The sequence below is a fragment of the Eggerthella sp. 1_3_56FAA genome (assembly GCF_000185625.1).
Classification (GTDB): domain Bacteria; phylum Actinomycetota; class Coriobacteriia; order Coriobacteriales; family Eggerthellaceae; genus Eggerthella; species Eggerthella lenta.
Genome location: NZ_GL622579.1, coordinates 1 through 15,135, shown reverse-complemented (window position 1 = coordinate 15,135; position 15,135 = coordinate 1). Strand labels below are relative to the sequence as shown.

Sequence of the window (15,135 nt, the reverse complement as noted above, 5' to 3'; positions counted from 1 at the left end):
GCGAACGCCTTCGACAGTGCCATCGGGTATGCACTGATCCTCGAAGAAGATAGGATCTATTTGAAGCGCATGCCCTACACCGTCCCAGGCAGAGAACCTCGGCTGAGATCCCAGCGAACGGGACTCGGCGGCAATGCGCCATACCCCCTCCTCGCCATCCGGCATACACATGACCAGCGAAAGGCGCAAACGATCGACCGACCGCTCGTCCGTGCCACGCAAAGCAACGCACAGGGACGGACGGAGGCGGTAGTTCAGGCGAGAGAGCCATTTCAGCTTCCCGGCAGGCAAGCGCATCGCGCACAAGGGTTCATCCCCGCCGCGCTGCACGACTCTGACGAACAACGTGACATCGTCGAGCAAGGGGAACACCAACACCCCGACAACATCCGAAGCGGGATCGGACTCCTTCAGCCAAAGGGTCGGAATCGATGAGCCATCTTCAAGCGCCGCCTCAACCGCAACGTCACGTCCGGCAGAGCCAACGATGCGGAGACGGGCATAACCTTTGCCGTCGCCTCTGCACAGGACAAGATTCTTGATTTTCATAAGCTAGGCGAGATCCTTGAGCCCCGGATGCGCCTTGTCCTTCTCGCTCAGCACGAGTTCCATACCCTCCGAGATGGGCCACTCGATGCCGATCTCGGGATCATTCCACATAAGCCCGCCCTCGTCGTTGGGATGGTACACGTCGTCGCACTTGTAGCAGAACTCGGCGATATCGGACAACACGAGGAAGCCGTGGGCGAACCCGCGCGGCACGAAGAACTGGCGACGGTTCTCCGCCGACAGCACCGCGCCCTCCCATTTTCCGTAGGTGGGGCTGTCCGGGCGCAAGTCGACGGCCACGTCGAACACCTCGCCCGACACCACGCGGACGAGCTTGGACTGCGGATGCTCTATCTGGAAGTGCAGGCCGCGCAGCACGCCCTTGACCGAGGAGGACTGGTTGTCCTGCACGAACTCGCAGTCGATGCCGCCCGCGACGAAGTCGGGGCGCTTGTAGGTTTCCACAAAGTAGCCTCGTTCGTCGCCGTAAGCGGTGACGTCCACCACGAGCACGCCCTCGATGGAGGTCTCGGTGAACGTGAAGTTGCCGTGCTTGACGCTGTCTCCCGCTGCCATACCGCCTCCTACTGTCCCTGCTTCGCGTACTTGGCCTCGACGGCCTCCTTGGCGCCCTGCCACCATCCGGGGTTGTCACGGTACCATGCGATGGTGGCCTTGAGACCTTCCGCGAAGTCGGTGCGCTTCGGCTCCCATCCCAGTTCCGAGCGCAGCTTCGAGGAGTCGATGGCGTAGCGGCGATCGTGGCCGGGACGGTCTTTGACCCAGTCGAAGTCGTCCGCGCTCTTGCCCATGCCCTCCAGGATGGCGTGCAGCACGTCGATGTTGTTCTTTTCGCCGTCCGCCCCGATCAGGTACGTCTCGCCCAGACGTCCCTTCGTCAGGATCGCCCACACGGCCGAGGAGTGGTCCTCTGTGTGGATCCAGTCGCGCACGTTCAGGCCGTCGCCGTAGAGCTTCGGACGGATGCCGGTGAGCACGTTGGTGATCTGGCGCGGGATGAACTTCTCGATGTGCTGGCGCGGGCCGTAGTTGTTCGAACAGTTCGAGATGGTGACGCGCACTCCGTAGGTGCGGAACCACGCGCGCACCAGCATGTCGGACGACGCCTTGGTGGAGCTGTACGGGCTGCTCGGACGGTACGGCGTCTCCTCCGTGAAGCGCGCCGGGTCGTCCAATGCGAGGTCGCCGTACACCTCGTCGGTGGAGATGTGATGGAAGCGCACGTCGTGCTTGCGCGCGGCCTCCAGCAGGCGGAACGTGCCGTGCACGTTGGTGCGCACGAACGGCTCCGGGTCGGCGATGGAGTTGTCGTTGTGGGACTCGGCGGCGAAGTGCACGATGGCGTCCACGCCGGGGACGATCTCCTCCAGCAGCGCCTCGTCGCAGATGTCGCCGTGGACGAAGGTCATGCGCTCCTCGGGGATGCCGGCGAGGTTGTCCAGGTTGCCGGCATAGGTGAGCGCGTCCAGCACGACGACGTGCACGTCCGGCTGGTTGTCCACCACCCAGTGGACGAAGTTGCTTCCGATGAACCCGGCTCCGCCGGTGACGATGATGCGCTTCGGTTCGAAGATCTCTGACATTCCTCTAGCCTTCCATCTCGGGTAGGTTGTTCAAGTACGCGGACAGCGCGTCGCGCCACGGGCGCATCTCGTTGCCCACGGTGTCCTCGAGGCGCTTGTTTCGCAGAGACGAGTACGCCGGGCGTTTAGCCGACGCGGGATTCATGGCCGCGTACTCCTCGGACGTGCAGCGGATGACGGCGCAGTCGAGCCCCGCGCCCTCCATGACGGCCTCGGCGAAGTCGGCCCATGAGCAGGTGCCCTCGTTCGTGCAGTGGTACACGCCGTAGTCCTCGGTGGAGGCGATCTTCAGTATCTCGTGCGCCAGGTCGTTCGCCGACGTCGGGTTGCCCAACTGGTCGTCCACCACGGTGACCTCGTCGCGGTCCGCGCCCAGGCGCATCATGGTCTTGACGAAGTTCTTGCCTACGTAGCCGTACAGCCACGCCGTGCGCACCACGAAGCAGCGGCTGCACGCCGCGAGCGAGCGCTCCTCGCCGGCCAGCTTCGTGCGACCGTAAGCCGAGACGGGGCCTGTCGGGTCGTCCTCGACGCGCGGCTCGGGCTCGGTGCCGGGGAACACGTAGTCGGTCGACACCTGCACGAGCTTCGCGCCGACCGCCTCGGCGGCGCGCGCGAGGTTGCCCGGCGCTTCGGCGTTCACGCGGAACGCCGCGTCCTCGGCCGTCTCGCAACCATCGACGTTCGTCATGGCGGCGCCGTTGACGATAAGGTCGAAGCCGCCCTGGGCCACATAGGCCATGACGGCGTCGGCATCGGTGACGTCCAGCTCGTCCACGTCGGCCGCCACGATCTCCGCACCCGCGTAGGCGTCCGGGATCGGCCCGATCTCGGAGCGGCCCTCGCGCAGGATGCGCTGCAGCTCGTTGCCCAGCTGGCCGTTGCCGCCGGTGACGAGGATCCTCATGCTCACATCGCCTCCTTGTGCGGCACGATCCTGCCCTCGGCCACCTTCTTGAGGTGCTGGCCGTAGACGGACTTGCCGTACTTGTCGGCGGCGGCCAGAAGGCGCTCGCGGTCGATCCAGCCGTTCTGGTAGGCGATCTCCTCCACCACCGACACGCTCAGGCCCTGGCTGCGCTCGACGGCGCGCACGAACTCGGAGGCCTCGAACAGGCTCTCCATGGTGCCGGTGTCCAGCCACGCGTAGCCGCGGCCGAGCGTCACCACGTTGAGCGAGCCGTCCTCCAGGTACATCTGGTTCAGGGTGGTGATCTCCAGCTCGCCGCGCGCGCTCGGCCTCACCTGCTTAGCCAGCCCGCACACGCGGCTGTCGTAGAAGTACAGGCCGGTCACCGCATAGTTGCTCTTGGGGTTCTCGGGCTTCTCCTCGATGGACACGGCGTTGAACTCCTCGTCGAACTCCACCACGCCGAAGCGCTCGGGGTCGTCCACGTGGTAGCCGAACACGGTGGCGCCGCCCTCGCGCTCGGCGCGCTCGACGGCGGCGCGCAGGTGGCGCCCCAGGCCGTTGCCGTAGAAGATGTTGTCGCCCAGCACCAGCGCGCAGCTGTCGCCGCCCACGAACTCCTCGCCGATGACGAAGGCCTGCGCCAGGCCGTCCGGGCTGGGCTGCTCGGCGTAGGACAGGCTCACGCCGTAGTCCGAGCCGTCCTTGAGCAGACGCTCGAAGTTCGGCAGGTCGGCGGGCGTCGAGATGATGAGGATCTCGCGGATGCCCGCCATCATGAGCACCGACAGCGGGTAGTAGATCATCGGCTTGTCGTACACCGGAAGCAGCTGCTTCGACGTCACCGTGGTGAGCGGGTACAGGCGCGTGCCGCTGCCTCCAGCAAGTATGATGCCCTTCATAGACGCTCCTCTGAATCCGCCACAGGCGGCAAGATCAACCTAAATTGCATACCGCTAGATTATATGTTTAACCAGACGAAAAGATACCGATAATTGCCAGAGCACCTCTTTCTTCTATACTATCCTTCATATTACGTTCCGACGACTTCAACGAGGAGCCCTATGAAAGCACGCGTTATCTGCACATGCCGAGGAGACGGCAGAGGGTACATGAGCGTCCAGGTCACTCGTTTTTCCGAAGACGCCAGGCTCAAGCTCGCAGGATTCACCGACGAGAACGATCATGCGCCCACCCAGCTCTACGTCATAGACGAAGACGACACGTCGAAGACCGCCGTGCTCGTTTTCCCCCTAGCCCCCGTTACCATCAAGCTGAAGCTCGACGAAACAGCACCGAACGGCGACGCGACAAACAGCTGCACCTTCACGATCCAACCCTCCGCTTTAAAATGGCAATCGAGAATCAACTACCGCCTAAAGGACCGCGAATGCGCCCGGATCCGCGACATAGACGGAACGGACTTCTTCCGCCATGCCACCATCATTCTTCGCGAATGCATACCGTCAGACAACGCTAACATTCTGCGGGGGACGATCACCGTACCAACCGTGGACGACATCCCCTATTCGATCAAGCTCCTTGATGGTCGCTTCAGACCAATCGACTCTAGCTTTATCGTTATGAGCGATTCCGTCGAGCCGGAAAGCAGTATGGTTCCAATGCCCGTAAGACGCATCGATTTCTCCGTACGCATCCCCAAGCCCATTGCAACGTATGTAGTAAGCTTTGAGGATCCCTCTGGCTCGGTTCGTACCAATTTCGCAACGCTCGAACCTCAGCTCTACGAAACGCTTCTCGCCAAGCGGCATGAAGAAGCGCTTGACGCTACCCATGACACAAGGTATCCCCAATGGCTTGACAGACATCGGGCGGACGATGCCGTAATAAAAGAACAACGCAACGCCTTTCTCAAGAGCAAACCCCTGATCAGCATCGTAACGCCTCTATTTCGAACTCCTTTGAAGTTCTTTCGCGAGATGGCATCGAGCGTGCTCGAGCAAACTTACGGAAATTTTGAGCTGATACTGGTCAACGCAGATCCCGACAATGACGACTTGGCTAAAGCGATCAAAAACCTCGCCAATCGAGACGATAGAGTCAAAGAAGTGCGCCTCGAGAAGAATCTTGGCATATCGCTCAATTCGGCCCAAGGAATCGCCGCTGCACAAGGCGACTACATCGCCTTCCTCGATCACGACGATCTGCTGGAGCCCAACGCTCTTTTCGAATACGCCTCCGCCATCAATGTCAATGAGAATATCGATCTGCTCTATTGCGACGAAGATAAGCTATTCCCCGACGGAACCTACGGCGACCCCTATTTCAAACCCGACTTCAGCCCCCACCTGCTTCGCGAGGTGAACTACGTCTGCCACTTGCTCATGGTAAGGAACAACTTGCTCGCCCGCCTTGCGCCCGCCGATCCGATATTCGACGGCGCTCAAGATCATCGCATGATCCTGCAAGCAGTAGAAAAGGGGGCGAGGATACACCACGTACCCAGTGTTTTATACCATTGGCGCATTAGCGAGAACTCGACAGCAAGCGGAACCGGTGAAAAACCCTACGCCGACAAAGCAGGTAAGCTCGCGATCGAAGAGCATCTACAAGCGATGGCTATCCCCGGGAAGGCTCACCACACCGAAGAAGCTTGTCGCTATCACATCGAATACCATGTTACGGGCAAACCCCTCGTATCGATCATCATCCCGAACAAAGACAACGCCGAAGTGCTCGATACGTGCTTATCCTCGATACTGGATAAAAGCACCTATGACCATTTTGAGATAATCGTCGTAGAGAACAACAGCACCGAGGCATCAACCTTCGATTATTACGAAAACGCGAAGAGACGAGACCCCCGTATCAAGATCGCAACCTGGAAGCACGAGTTCAACTTCTCGAAGCTCATAAACTTCGGCGCACAGCATGCTAGAGGCGAATTCCTGCTCCTCTTGAACAACGACACCGAAGTCATATCTCCCTTCTGGATAGAATCCATGCTAGGAATATCCCAAGAACCAACCGTAGGCGCAGTCGGCGCAAAACTCTACTATCGGGATGGAACCATTCAGCATGCAGGAGTTTACGTTCAAGGAACGGGTGCGGGCCATCTCAATTCCAGCTTAGATCGCAATGAGAAGGGCTACTATCACACAGCTTCGAGCACTCGCGAGGTAAGCGCCGTAACCGCAGCGTGCGTTTTGACGAAACGGAAGGCGTTCGAGGAGGTGGGAGGTTTTTCGGAAGAGTTCGCCGTCGCCTTCAACGATGTCGACTTCTGCCTGAAGCTCCGCGCCAAAGGATACAGCATCGTTTTCGCGCCGGAAGCGGAGCTCTATCATTACGAATCGCTTTCCCGCGGATACGAGACGACTGTCGCCAAGCAAATGCGATTCCATCGGGAAGCGTCGCTGCTCAACGCAACATGGCCCGAATACTTCGTCATCGGTGATCCGTATATGAACAGGAACCTGCACCCGAGCTGCGGGTATTTTCGCCTCGACGACCGCGACCTCAACTGATCGCAAACGCAATCGCTGTCGGCCTACCGAAGGAAACCGCCTCTGACCAGATACTCTTTAGCCACAATGCGAGAGCACCCTCATCGATAAGGTGTGCCTAACCAGCCGTCAAAATCAAATCGCATGATCGGATGCTAAACCCCTACAGCGATGGAGAAGGTTCGCGCGAGGTACATTGCATTCACGGCGATCATGGCAAAGACAAGCCCTTCACCAAGAGGAATGTCGATGCATACATGCTTGCTTCGCATCGCCAATGCTGCCATAGGAAGCAACGGGAGGAAATAGCGGCCTTGCACACCCTGTATGACGTTTTCATATGTAAATGTCCATCCGACCAGCATCGAGAGAATCACTCCCAAACCGCCGACCAGCGCTAAACCTCCGAACAGAATCCTATGAGCGACCGGCACTAAGGCATTGTCGTCCTCGCATCGTTGAAAGGATATCATCACAATAATCAACAGAACGACCGTGACATAAAGCGGAGCTTTCAGCTCAATCTGAAACCAAGCGAGGGACCCCCCGACAAGCGTTTCCAAATAAAAAGAGCCTTGCACATCAAACGTCCTGAGAAAAAGCAGAACCGTATTCGCAGGATCAGAGATAAGTCCGGTCAGGCTATAGAACGTGCCTTGTTCGTCGCCACGCGAGCTTACGCCACCCCCAGAAGACGCGATCCCTGACATCTGCAATAATACCGCAGCACGAAATGCGAGTATGGCAACCAGGGAGCAGCCAATCGCAATGGACTTGAACCGCACGGAAGCAGCGGTTGAGGGAAAACGCTTCCGCGGTATCAAAACGACGAGGAACACGATGACCGCATACACAACCTTGGACGGAGCGAGCAAAGCTGCAATAACGACAAGCCCTACTTTCTCCCATCGGCTCATGAGCCCTTCTCCATACACGGCTCGCAAGCACATACCCGTCAACAGGAAGGCCAACCCTATAATTCCAGCATCGTACGAATACGAAGACGCTAAATGCAGTGTCATAGGAAGAAGCCCTGCAGTCATCATGACGTTCTTGCCGATAGGAGTGATGCGAACGGCAGAATATACTAACACTGCAAACATCAACAAATTGAAGAACCTGCCCAGGTAGAACAGCGGATAGCTTCCGAGATTGAGCAGCGTGGCCAATACGATGCCCAAAGCCGAGGGAAGCTTGATGTACGGAGGGTTCGCAGTCCAGTCAAACGAGGAGACGGGCTCGACCGCAACACGAGACGCGTCGTTCGCGAAAAAGGCGAACTGGTCTATGGCCGTACGGTACTTATCGTATCCAAGCGTATAAGATTCGAGCATACCGTTCAGCATGATCGAATCGTCTTCTCTTACCGGCAGAGAATCGACAGTAGGACTTTGAAGCATGATGTAGTCCGCCAGTTTGTACGACGCTTCAAAATGAAAAGTCTCGTCAGGGACGGTCCCCGGCGCGAAAACCACAGAATACAAGAGGCCGCAGCTTATCAAACCCACCAAGAACGCCATTTCAACCTGATGGCGCACCCTCGATTCAAGCGCCCGTATCAACAGGTATGCAAACGCAACGACGATCACGGAAACGCACGAAAAAGCAAGGGCGAGCCGCGAATCGCTGAACGAGTAACAGTACAGGGCGTGGATCGTCATGACCGCAACGACGGCGATCAGGATCATATCGACTCTGTGCCTGTGCAAAACCTCGAGAAATCCCTTTTGCATAACTTGCTTGGCGGAAGCGATCCGCACCTCTCCTGTCGATCGAACCATAACGCAGACGAGCAAAACCACTCGCATTGCAAAGTATCAAGAATGTACAAGTGTAAGGCATTCCCAACCTCGAAATGAAACTCTCCCGAAGCAAAACAGAATGCGCGCACCTGTTTCAGCTCACAACCGCTCTTACAGATTTGAAACGTTCACCCGTTACTCATCAGCACGAAACAGAAAAAGCTACGCCTTGGGTCGGCCCGCCTTCACCAAGCAAGCAATCGGCAAAACGAAGGGCAACGCCAGATTGAAGGCAAATATGTAGCGATAGTCCCCGACTGCAGGAGCCGCAACGAACAGCGTCGCAAGCAGCGCAATGAGAGGCATAACGCATACCAAGCATCTTGCCCGCTTCTTCTTCTCGAGTCCGACGCATCCGACGAAAACAAGCGCAGCCACCGCCCAAATTAGCGTGCCGGAACTGAAAGGAACAGGCAAAGCCGCGATCAGCTTTTGCGCCAAGAAACCAGGATCCCAATCGAATCCGAGGTAATCGCGCGGGGCTTGCTCGTAAAGAGTGGAGTTTGTCACAAGCCACGACGGATAGCCCGGATTCCAGTATCCTTGCGTTTCATCGATCCAGGCTTTGACGTATATTCCAAGGTTGTCGGGAAGCATCGAAGCCCAGGTGACCAAGAACTCGATCTTATGCTCCTCCAGAAAGGCATCGTCGAAAGACTCGTGGAACTTGATCGGATTGGGAGTTTGAGGATTGTAAGAGTCCCTCATGGCTTCCATAGGAAGAACCCTGTTGATGAACTCCTCTTGTTCTTCGTTGATATGTCCGCCTTTGTGCACGGTTGCTGCGATTTGCTGAAGCGGAATGCCCACGGACTCTGAAAAATGCCCCTTCTGCACTCCCATGATCGAGAGCAACGGACCCTGAACAACCAGAAAAGCGCAAAGCACTGCGGCGCCCACAGCCGCGACCTTCTTTCTCAGATCGGGCTCGATCGCGAACAAGACAAGCAAGGTAGCTCCCACGACCACGAACCCATTGCTCCTCAAAAAAGTGAGCAGCAGACAAGCGACAAGCAGGGTTCTTCCAATGTGTTTCTTCTCGCCATGGAACAAAAGCGAATACAGGCGAACAATCAGAAACAGGGCGCAACAGCTAAACAAGACATCCTTCCACATGGTCACCGAGTAGTTTGCGAGAATCGGGTTGAACAGCATGAAGGCAAAAGCCGCCAGGATGTACCTTTTTCCAAAACCAAGCCTGACAAACACCGAGATGCACCAGCTGAGCACAAGGGCGGCCACGGTCATCTGAAGGAAAAGAAAGATGCCTATCGACAGATCGACGCTGCCAAAGAATGCCGTAGCCTGAAAGACCACCCAAACAAGGAAGGTGTAGAAAATAGGATGGTGGTTCGCCAACCCGTCGTAACGATGCCACGTGCTCCACTCGGAAACGCCCAAGACCTGGTTGACGATGTCGTTTGAGTCCGTAGAGCAAAAGCCAGGCCAATTAGACAGCAGCACCGCAAGAAACGAAACCTCCAAAGCAGCAAAGCAGAGCAAGAACGCGATCCTCACCTGCTTCGAAGACCTACGAGCGGCGACCCGTTCTTTCCGGTTGATCTGCTTGATTTGGTCGCAAATCGCAACAAGAACGGAAGCCGAGACGATCGATAGCCCGATCGAGAAAAGAGCGACCTGCTTGAGACCGAACTTCCCCAACTCGGGAAGCAAGACGGCCCAGGCAAATAGGACGGCGAAAACAAAGCAAGCGCAAACTTCACCGCGCTTCAAATTACCCGCCCAGTCTTTCATCAGCTTCCCAATCATCAAAACTCCTCAAACGAAAAACAATACGATGGCTTTCACATGCGGCTTTACGGCAACGACCCAATCCGCTTTTGCCGCAACAAGGGTCACGGTGGCGAGCTCGGGACAAAAACCAAAAATGCCGAATCATATGATACAGGGAGCAAGGAGGATAAGCAGGAAAAAGATGCAGACGTTCGACCCAGCTTGAGAATCGACCCATCGATCCATTGCGGGACTTAATGCGGGTTTAAGAAAGCATACGCGCGAAAGAGGGTTCGAACTACGGTATACTTCGATATATGGATACCTCGAATGCATATCCCAACAACAAGCACCTGAACGTCCTCGTCGTCATCCCCGCCTACAACGAGCAGGAGAGCATCGTTTCGGTCGTCAACGACGTAGTGTCCGCAGGATACGATTACGTCGTCGTCAATGACGGATCGACAGACGAAACCCAGTCGTTATGCGAATCGCACGGGTTCAACGTTTTGAACCTGCCTCAGAACCTCGGCATCGGCGGCTGCGTGCAAGCGGGTCATAAGTACGCGCTCCTCAACGGCTACGACGTTGACATCCAGTTCGATGGCGACGGCCAACACGATGCCCGCTGCATTCCCAGTCTCGTCGAGCTGATCGAGTCGGGATCGGATCTGGCCATCGGCTCCCGCTTCGTGGAGGACACCGACGGATTCCGATCGACCGCCCTCAGAAGGCTGGGCATCGTTTGGCTGTCATTCTGGATAAAAGCATTCTCCGGCAAGCGCATCACCGATCCGACGTCCGGCTTTCGAGCTTCAAGCAAGAAAGCCATGGCGCTGTTCGCAAGGAACTACCCCACCGACTACCCGGAGCCCGAGTCCATCATGCTCGCCATCAAATCGGGTCTGTCCGTGAACGAAGCTCCGGTAACCATGCGCGAGCGCCAGGGCGGAAAATCGTCCATTGGAGGGCTTTCCAGCCTGTACTACATGATCAAAGTGTCGCTGGCCATCTTGATCGTCAGCTTTTCACACAAGCGCAAGCGAGTCTAGAAAGCGGAGGGTTTCGTGTTCGTTCTTCAAATTGTCGCAATCATCCTATGCGTCGCCTTCTTCGCGTACGTCGTCCATCTGGTCGCCCGAGAACGACTGTTGCTCAAGTACTCGCTGCTGTGGATGGCGCTCACCGTCGTCATCGTGCTATGCGCCCTGTTTCCTCAGCCCCTGTACTCCATCTCGTCCTTCCTCGGGTTCGAAACCCCTTCGAACTTCATCTTCTTCATCGGATTGTTCTTCTTGCTGGCCATATCCCTTTCGCTTAGCTCAATCGCCAGCAAGCAAGCCCTCATGATCAAGAACCTCGTGCAAGAGCAGGCTCTGCTCGCGAAAAAGCTGGAGAAAGACGATCGGAGCCCAAGCGACTCTGACCCAAGCGGGCTCTCCAATGCAGACACCGTTCAAGATCAGGTTCGGTAACACATTGACGAACAAGAACGACACCTTCTGCATATTTTCCGCCCACTACCTCCCTCACGTCGGAGGCGTTGAAAAGTACACCCAGAACCTTGCGCGCCAACTGGCCGACCAGGGTAATCGCGTCATCATCGTCACATCGAACGTCTACGATCTCGCCGAGAGGGAAGACCTGGGAGAAGGGGTCGAGATAGTTCGTCTCCCCTGCTATAAGCTTTTGGGCGACAGATACCCCGTTACGCGCCACGATAAGGCATACGAACGGATCATGGCGTACCTTCACAACCAAAATATCGACTACGTTGCCATTAACACCCGGTTCTACCGCCATACGCTGGAAGGAATCGCGCTAGCGGAGGCCAAGGGCATTCGCCCTATCATCGTCGACCACGGATCGGCTCACTTGACCATGGGAAGCAAGCTCGTCGACCCCTTCGTGGCAATAGTCGAACACGCAGTCACCGAGCTGGTGAAGCGCCACTCCGCCGATTACTACGCGGTTTCCCTCGCGGGAACCGAATGGCTCCGGCATTTCGGCATCGAAGCCCGCGGGGTGCTCAACAACTCCATCGACGCGCGAGCCTTCGCTGAAGGCTCGTCTTGCCGATCGTTCAGGAAAGAACTCAGCCTATCCGACGAAACGCTCCTCGTGGCTTTCACCGGAAGGCTGATACCTGAAAAGGGAATACCGGCCCTCATCGAAGCTATGCGCATCTTGGCCGATGAAAAATCGATTCATTTCCTCATCGCAGGAGAGGGTCCATTGGAAGACAGCCTCCTCCGGGCATCGCTTCCCAATGCAACGTTTCTCGGCCGTCTGCACTCGCCGGATGTTTCTGCCCTGCTTACAGAATCAAACGTGTTCTGCCTTCCATCGCGCTCTGAAGGATTCTCGACCTCCTTGCTGGAAGCAGCTGCATGCAAAGCAACGCCCATCGTCACAAATGTAGGAGGCGTGCAAGAGCTGGTGCCGAGCAACGAACACGGCATCATACTCCCCTCGGCGGACGGCGAAACGATAGCCAACGCCATACTCGAACTCAATAGCGATCGCACACGATGCCTCATCATGGGTCAAAACATCAATCAACTGGTTATCGATAAATTCTCTTGGAGCGAAACAGCTCGTTTGACTGCCCTCGCCTGCGCCGAGGCGCAGGAACGGCGAAACCAACCCATCTTGTAAATCGCATCAAGAAAGCCACTTGAAAACACGTGGAGGGTCCTCTGGACCCTCCACGATCCGTTCTATGACAGAATCCTTTGCGCCGTCGTCGTAGATGCTCCCTTCGAGGCGAGCGACACGTACTGGCAGCGACCGCCGAATGCCGGCTCTTCGTAAATCATTCCGCCGCCGGCATACAGCACCACGTGCTCAGGCAGCATAGGATTGTAGTTCGGCCACGCACCGTAATACATCAAGATGATATCGCCAGGTTGGGGATCGCCGAACACTCTCACGCCGCTGTACATCTGATCATACGTCTCGAAACCGATATCGATCCCTAGCTGCTTATACAGATACCACGTAAACGAAGCGCAATCCATGCCTCCGTCCTGCGGGTACACGCCAAGCCATACATAGGGCACGCCAAGAAGCGAGCGCGCCGTGCGCATGATGATATCGATGCCCGCCTGCTTGTCATGGCGTCCCGACCCGTTCATGTACCAGTAGGTGCCGTCCGACACCTTCACGCTTGCGTTGGAAACCATCGCGCCGCTGCTCTTCAGGTAATACCAATCACCGCTCTCCTGCAGCCAACCGGTCTGCATAGCCCCCGTCGAAGGATCGAGATAGTACCAAGAACCGCCCACGGAAGCCCAACCGGTGCGCATGACCCCGCTCGAGGGATCCAGGTAATACCACGTTCCGGAGGCTTTGACCCATCCCGTTTGCCTGATGCCCGAAGCGTCGGCGTAGTAACGAACTCCATCGACGTCGAACATGCCCGTACGCAACGCGCCTTCGTCCTTCGGATCGAAATAGAAGGTCTTTCCAGCGGCTGTGCGCCAGCCCGTCTTCCCATCAGCACATACGATTCTGCCCTGAGCATCGTACGAGGCGACGAGCACGGCATCCCCCGAGCCATCGATGAAGCCACAGGAGCCGTTCCCAAGCGACACCCATACGTTGTTGACCATAGCACCGCTGCCAGAGAACACGTACTCGCGTCCATCGATCGTGCACCTACCGACAGCCATGGCTCCGGTTTCCGGATCAAGCCAATAACGCGCCGATCCCTCTTGGTACCAACCGGTGCGCATGGCGCCTGATGCGCTGAGCGTATACCATGTGCCGCCCAGGTTAAGCCATCGATCGGCAAGCATCGCGCCGGATCCGTTGAAGTAGTACCACTTTCCATCAGTCGCCTTCGCCCATCCAGTAGCCATGGCGCCGCTTTCGGGATTAAGCCAGTACCAAACTCCGTGTTGCTTGAACCAGCCCGTGCGCATAGAGCCCGATGGGTTCAAATAGTACCATGTCCCAGCCTGTTTCAACCAGCGATTGGCGAGCATCGCACCTGATCCGTCAGAGTAGTACCAAGTTGACCCATCACGATACCAGCCGGTCTCCATAGCTCCCGAAGAACGATCAAGCCAGTACCAGATACCACCTTGCTTCAACCAACCGGTAGCCATCGCACCGGATGCCCTAAGGTAGTACCACGTTCCTCCCTGCTTCATCCAGCGATTGGCAAGCATCGCACCGGACCCGTCAGAATAGTACCAGGTCGATCCATCTTTATACCAACCCGTTGCCATGACTCCGGTTTCCGGGTCGAGCCAGTACCAGGTGCCGCTCAGCTTCAGCCAGCCGGTGCGCAAAGCACCCGAGGGACTCGCATAGTACCAAGCGCCATCCGTACGCACCCAACCGTTGCCGGTGACGAGCGCCCCGCTCGGACGTGCATGGTACAGCGTCGATCCCACACGGTAGGAGCCGGTCAACATGGCACCACCTCGCGAAGGATCGAGGTAGTACCAGGTCCCGCCCAGCTTCAGCCAGCCGGTTTCTATCTCGCCCGACGCAGCTGCGTAGTACCAGGCGCGATCGACCAGCAGCCATCCCGAAGAGAACAGAACCCCATCGGTATCGAGATAGTAAGACTTGCCTTCGATAGCGACGAAGCCGCGCGCCACCGCACCTTCGTCCTCGAGCCGTCTGAGCGACCGGTACAAGCCGCCTACGTCGACATCCACCTCGCCATTCGTACGCTCGAGGATCGCCTTGCGCATGTCGTAGCCATATCCGCCCGCATACAGCAATGCTGCAAGGGCGGCAGGCTCGACCAACGCCCCGCCGCCGCCTCCGCGGCGTCGACAACACGGCTGACGCGCCGCACCCTCTCCGCCGCAATCGTCTCTCGGCATAGGCCCCACTTCCTTCCGCAAGCTCGCCTCTATATGCTAATAACATCTATACTCCTTAAGCATGCATGTTGTCAACATATATAGCAAGCGAGTTGTCCCAACGGCGCTTCGGCGCATGCGGAACGCAAGGAAAAGGGAAGCAGTAGACAATGGGAGAAAGAAGAGGGCGAATAAGGCCGGAGACGGATTACTCGAAGGCTTCGCGATCCAGCTCCCGGGCGGGAT

General features: G+C 57.3%; 11 protein-coding genes. 4 read left to right on the top strand and 7 right to left on the bottom strand.

Translation table 11 applies throughout. The annotated features are described in order from the left end of the window. Positions 1–552: 552 nt before the first annotated feature. The 4 genes from rfbC to rfbA are packed head-to-tail and all read right to left on the bottom strand — an operon-like array spanning position 553 to position 3,965. Complete coding sequence (gene rfbC / locus HMPREF1023_RS00055; RefSeq protein ID WP_009304071.1) at positions 553–1,125, bottom strand: dTDP-4-dehydrorhamnose 3,5-epimerase; 573 nt, start codon at positions 1,123–1,125, stop codon at positions 553–555. A gap of 8 nt (positions 1,126–1,133) precedes the next feature. Beyond that, complete coding sequence (gene rfbB, locus HMPREF1023_RS00050; RefSeq protein ID WP_009304070.1) at positions 1,134–2,153, bottom strand: dTDP-glucose 4,6-dehydratase; 1,020 nt, start codon at positions 2,151–2,153, stop codon at positions 1,134–1,136. Between the two features lie 4 nt (positions 2,154–2,157). Continuing rightward, positions 2,158–3,060 (bottom strand): dTDP-4-dehydrorhamnose reductase, encoded by a 903-nt coding sequence (rfbD, locus tag HMPREF1023_RS00045; protein ID WP_009304069.1) that lies wholly within the window; start codon positions 3,058–3,060, stop codon positions 2,158–2,160. Positions 3,061–3,062: 2 nt separating this feature from the next. After that, positions 3,063–3,965 (bottom strand): glucose-1-phosphate thymidylyltransferase RfbA, encoded by a 903-nt coding sequence (gene rfbA / locus HMPREF1023_RS00040; RefSeq protein ID WP_009304068.1) that lies wholly within the window; start codon positions 3,963–3,965, stop codon positions 3,063–3,065. 210 nt (positions 3,966–4,175) lie between these two features. Between rfbA and HMPREF1023_RS00035 the strand changes: the two genes are divergently transcribed. After that, positions 4,176–6,551 (top strand): glycosyltransferase family 2 protein, encoded by a 2,376-nt coding sequence (locus HMPREF1023_RS00035; RefSeq protein ID WP_009304067.1) that lies wholly within the window; start codon positions 4,176–4,178, stop codon positions 6,549–6,551. A gap of 134 nt (positions 6,552–6,685) precedes the next feature. On the opposite strand, the gene HMPREF1023_RS00030 is transcribed toward HMPREF1023_RS00035, so the two are convergent. Together HMPREF1023_RS00030 and HMPREF1023_RS00025 are read right to left on the bottom strand one after the other, a co-directional pair. Further along, positions 6,686–8,218: a DUF2142 domain-containing protein gene (locus HMPREF1023_RS00030; protein ID WP_009608217.1), complete on the bottom strand. Its 1,533-nt coding sequence runs from the start codon at positions 8,216–8,218 to the stop codon at positions 6,686–6,688. A 276-nt stretch (positions 8,219–8,494) separates the two neighbouring features. Beyond that, positions 8,495–10,102: a DUF6020 family protein gene (locus tag HMPREF1023_RS00025; RefSeq protein WP_009304065.1), complete on the bottom strand. Its 1,608-nt coding sequence runs from the start codon at positions 10,100–10,102 to the stop codon at positions 8,495–8,497. Positions 10,103–10,383: 281 nt separating this feature from the next. Between HMPREF1023_RS00025 and HMPREF1023_RS00020 the strand changes: the two genes are divergently transcribed. Genes HMPREF1023_RS00020 through HMPREF1023_RS00010 form a run of 3 tightly spaced genes read left to right on the top strand, consistent with a single transcriptional unit; the run spans position 10,384 to position 12,724 of the window. Continuing rightward, complete coding sequence (locus tag HMPREF1023_RS00020) at positions 10,384–11,118, top strand: glycosyltransferase family 2 protein (RefSeq protein WP_009304064.1); 735 nt, start codon at positions 10,384–10,386, stop codon at positions 11,116–11,118. Between the two features lie 15 nt (positions 11,119–11,133). Next, a complete protein-coding gene (locus tag HMPREF1023_RS00015; protein ID WP_009304063.1) occupies positions 11,134–11,541 on the top strand; it encodes a DUF2304 domain-containing protein in 408 nt (135 codons plus the stop codon). After that, positions 11,510–12,724 (top strand): glycosyltransferase family 4 protein, encoded by a 1,215-nt coding sequence (locus HMPREF1023_RS00010; protein WP_009304062.1) that lies wholly within the window; start codon positions 11,510–11,512, stop codon positions 12,722–12,724. Before HMPREF1023_RS00015 ends, HMPREF1023_RS00010 begins: the two co-directional genes overlap by 32 nt. A gap of 62 nt (positions 12,725–12,786) precedes the next feature. On the opposite strand, the gene HMPREF1023_RS00005 is transcribed toward HMPREF1023_RS00010, so the two are convergent. Then, positions 12,787–14,910 carry an NlpC/P60 family protein gene (locus tag HMPREF1023_RS00005; protein WP_009304061.1) on the bottom strand — a complete coding sequence of 708 codons (2,124 nt, stop codon included), beginning with the start codon at positions 14,908–14,910 and terminating at the stop codon, positions 12,787–12,789. Between the last annotated feature and the right edge of the window lie 225 nt (positions 14,911–15,135).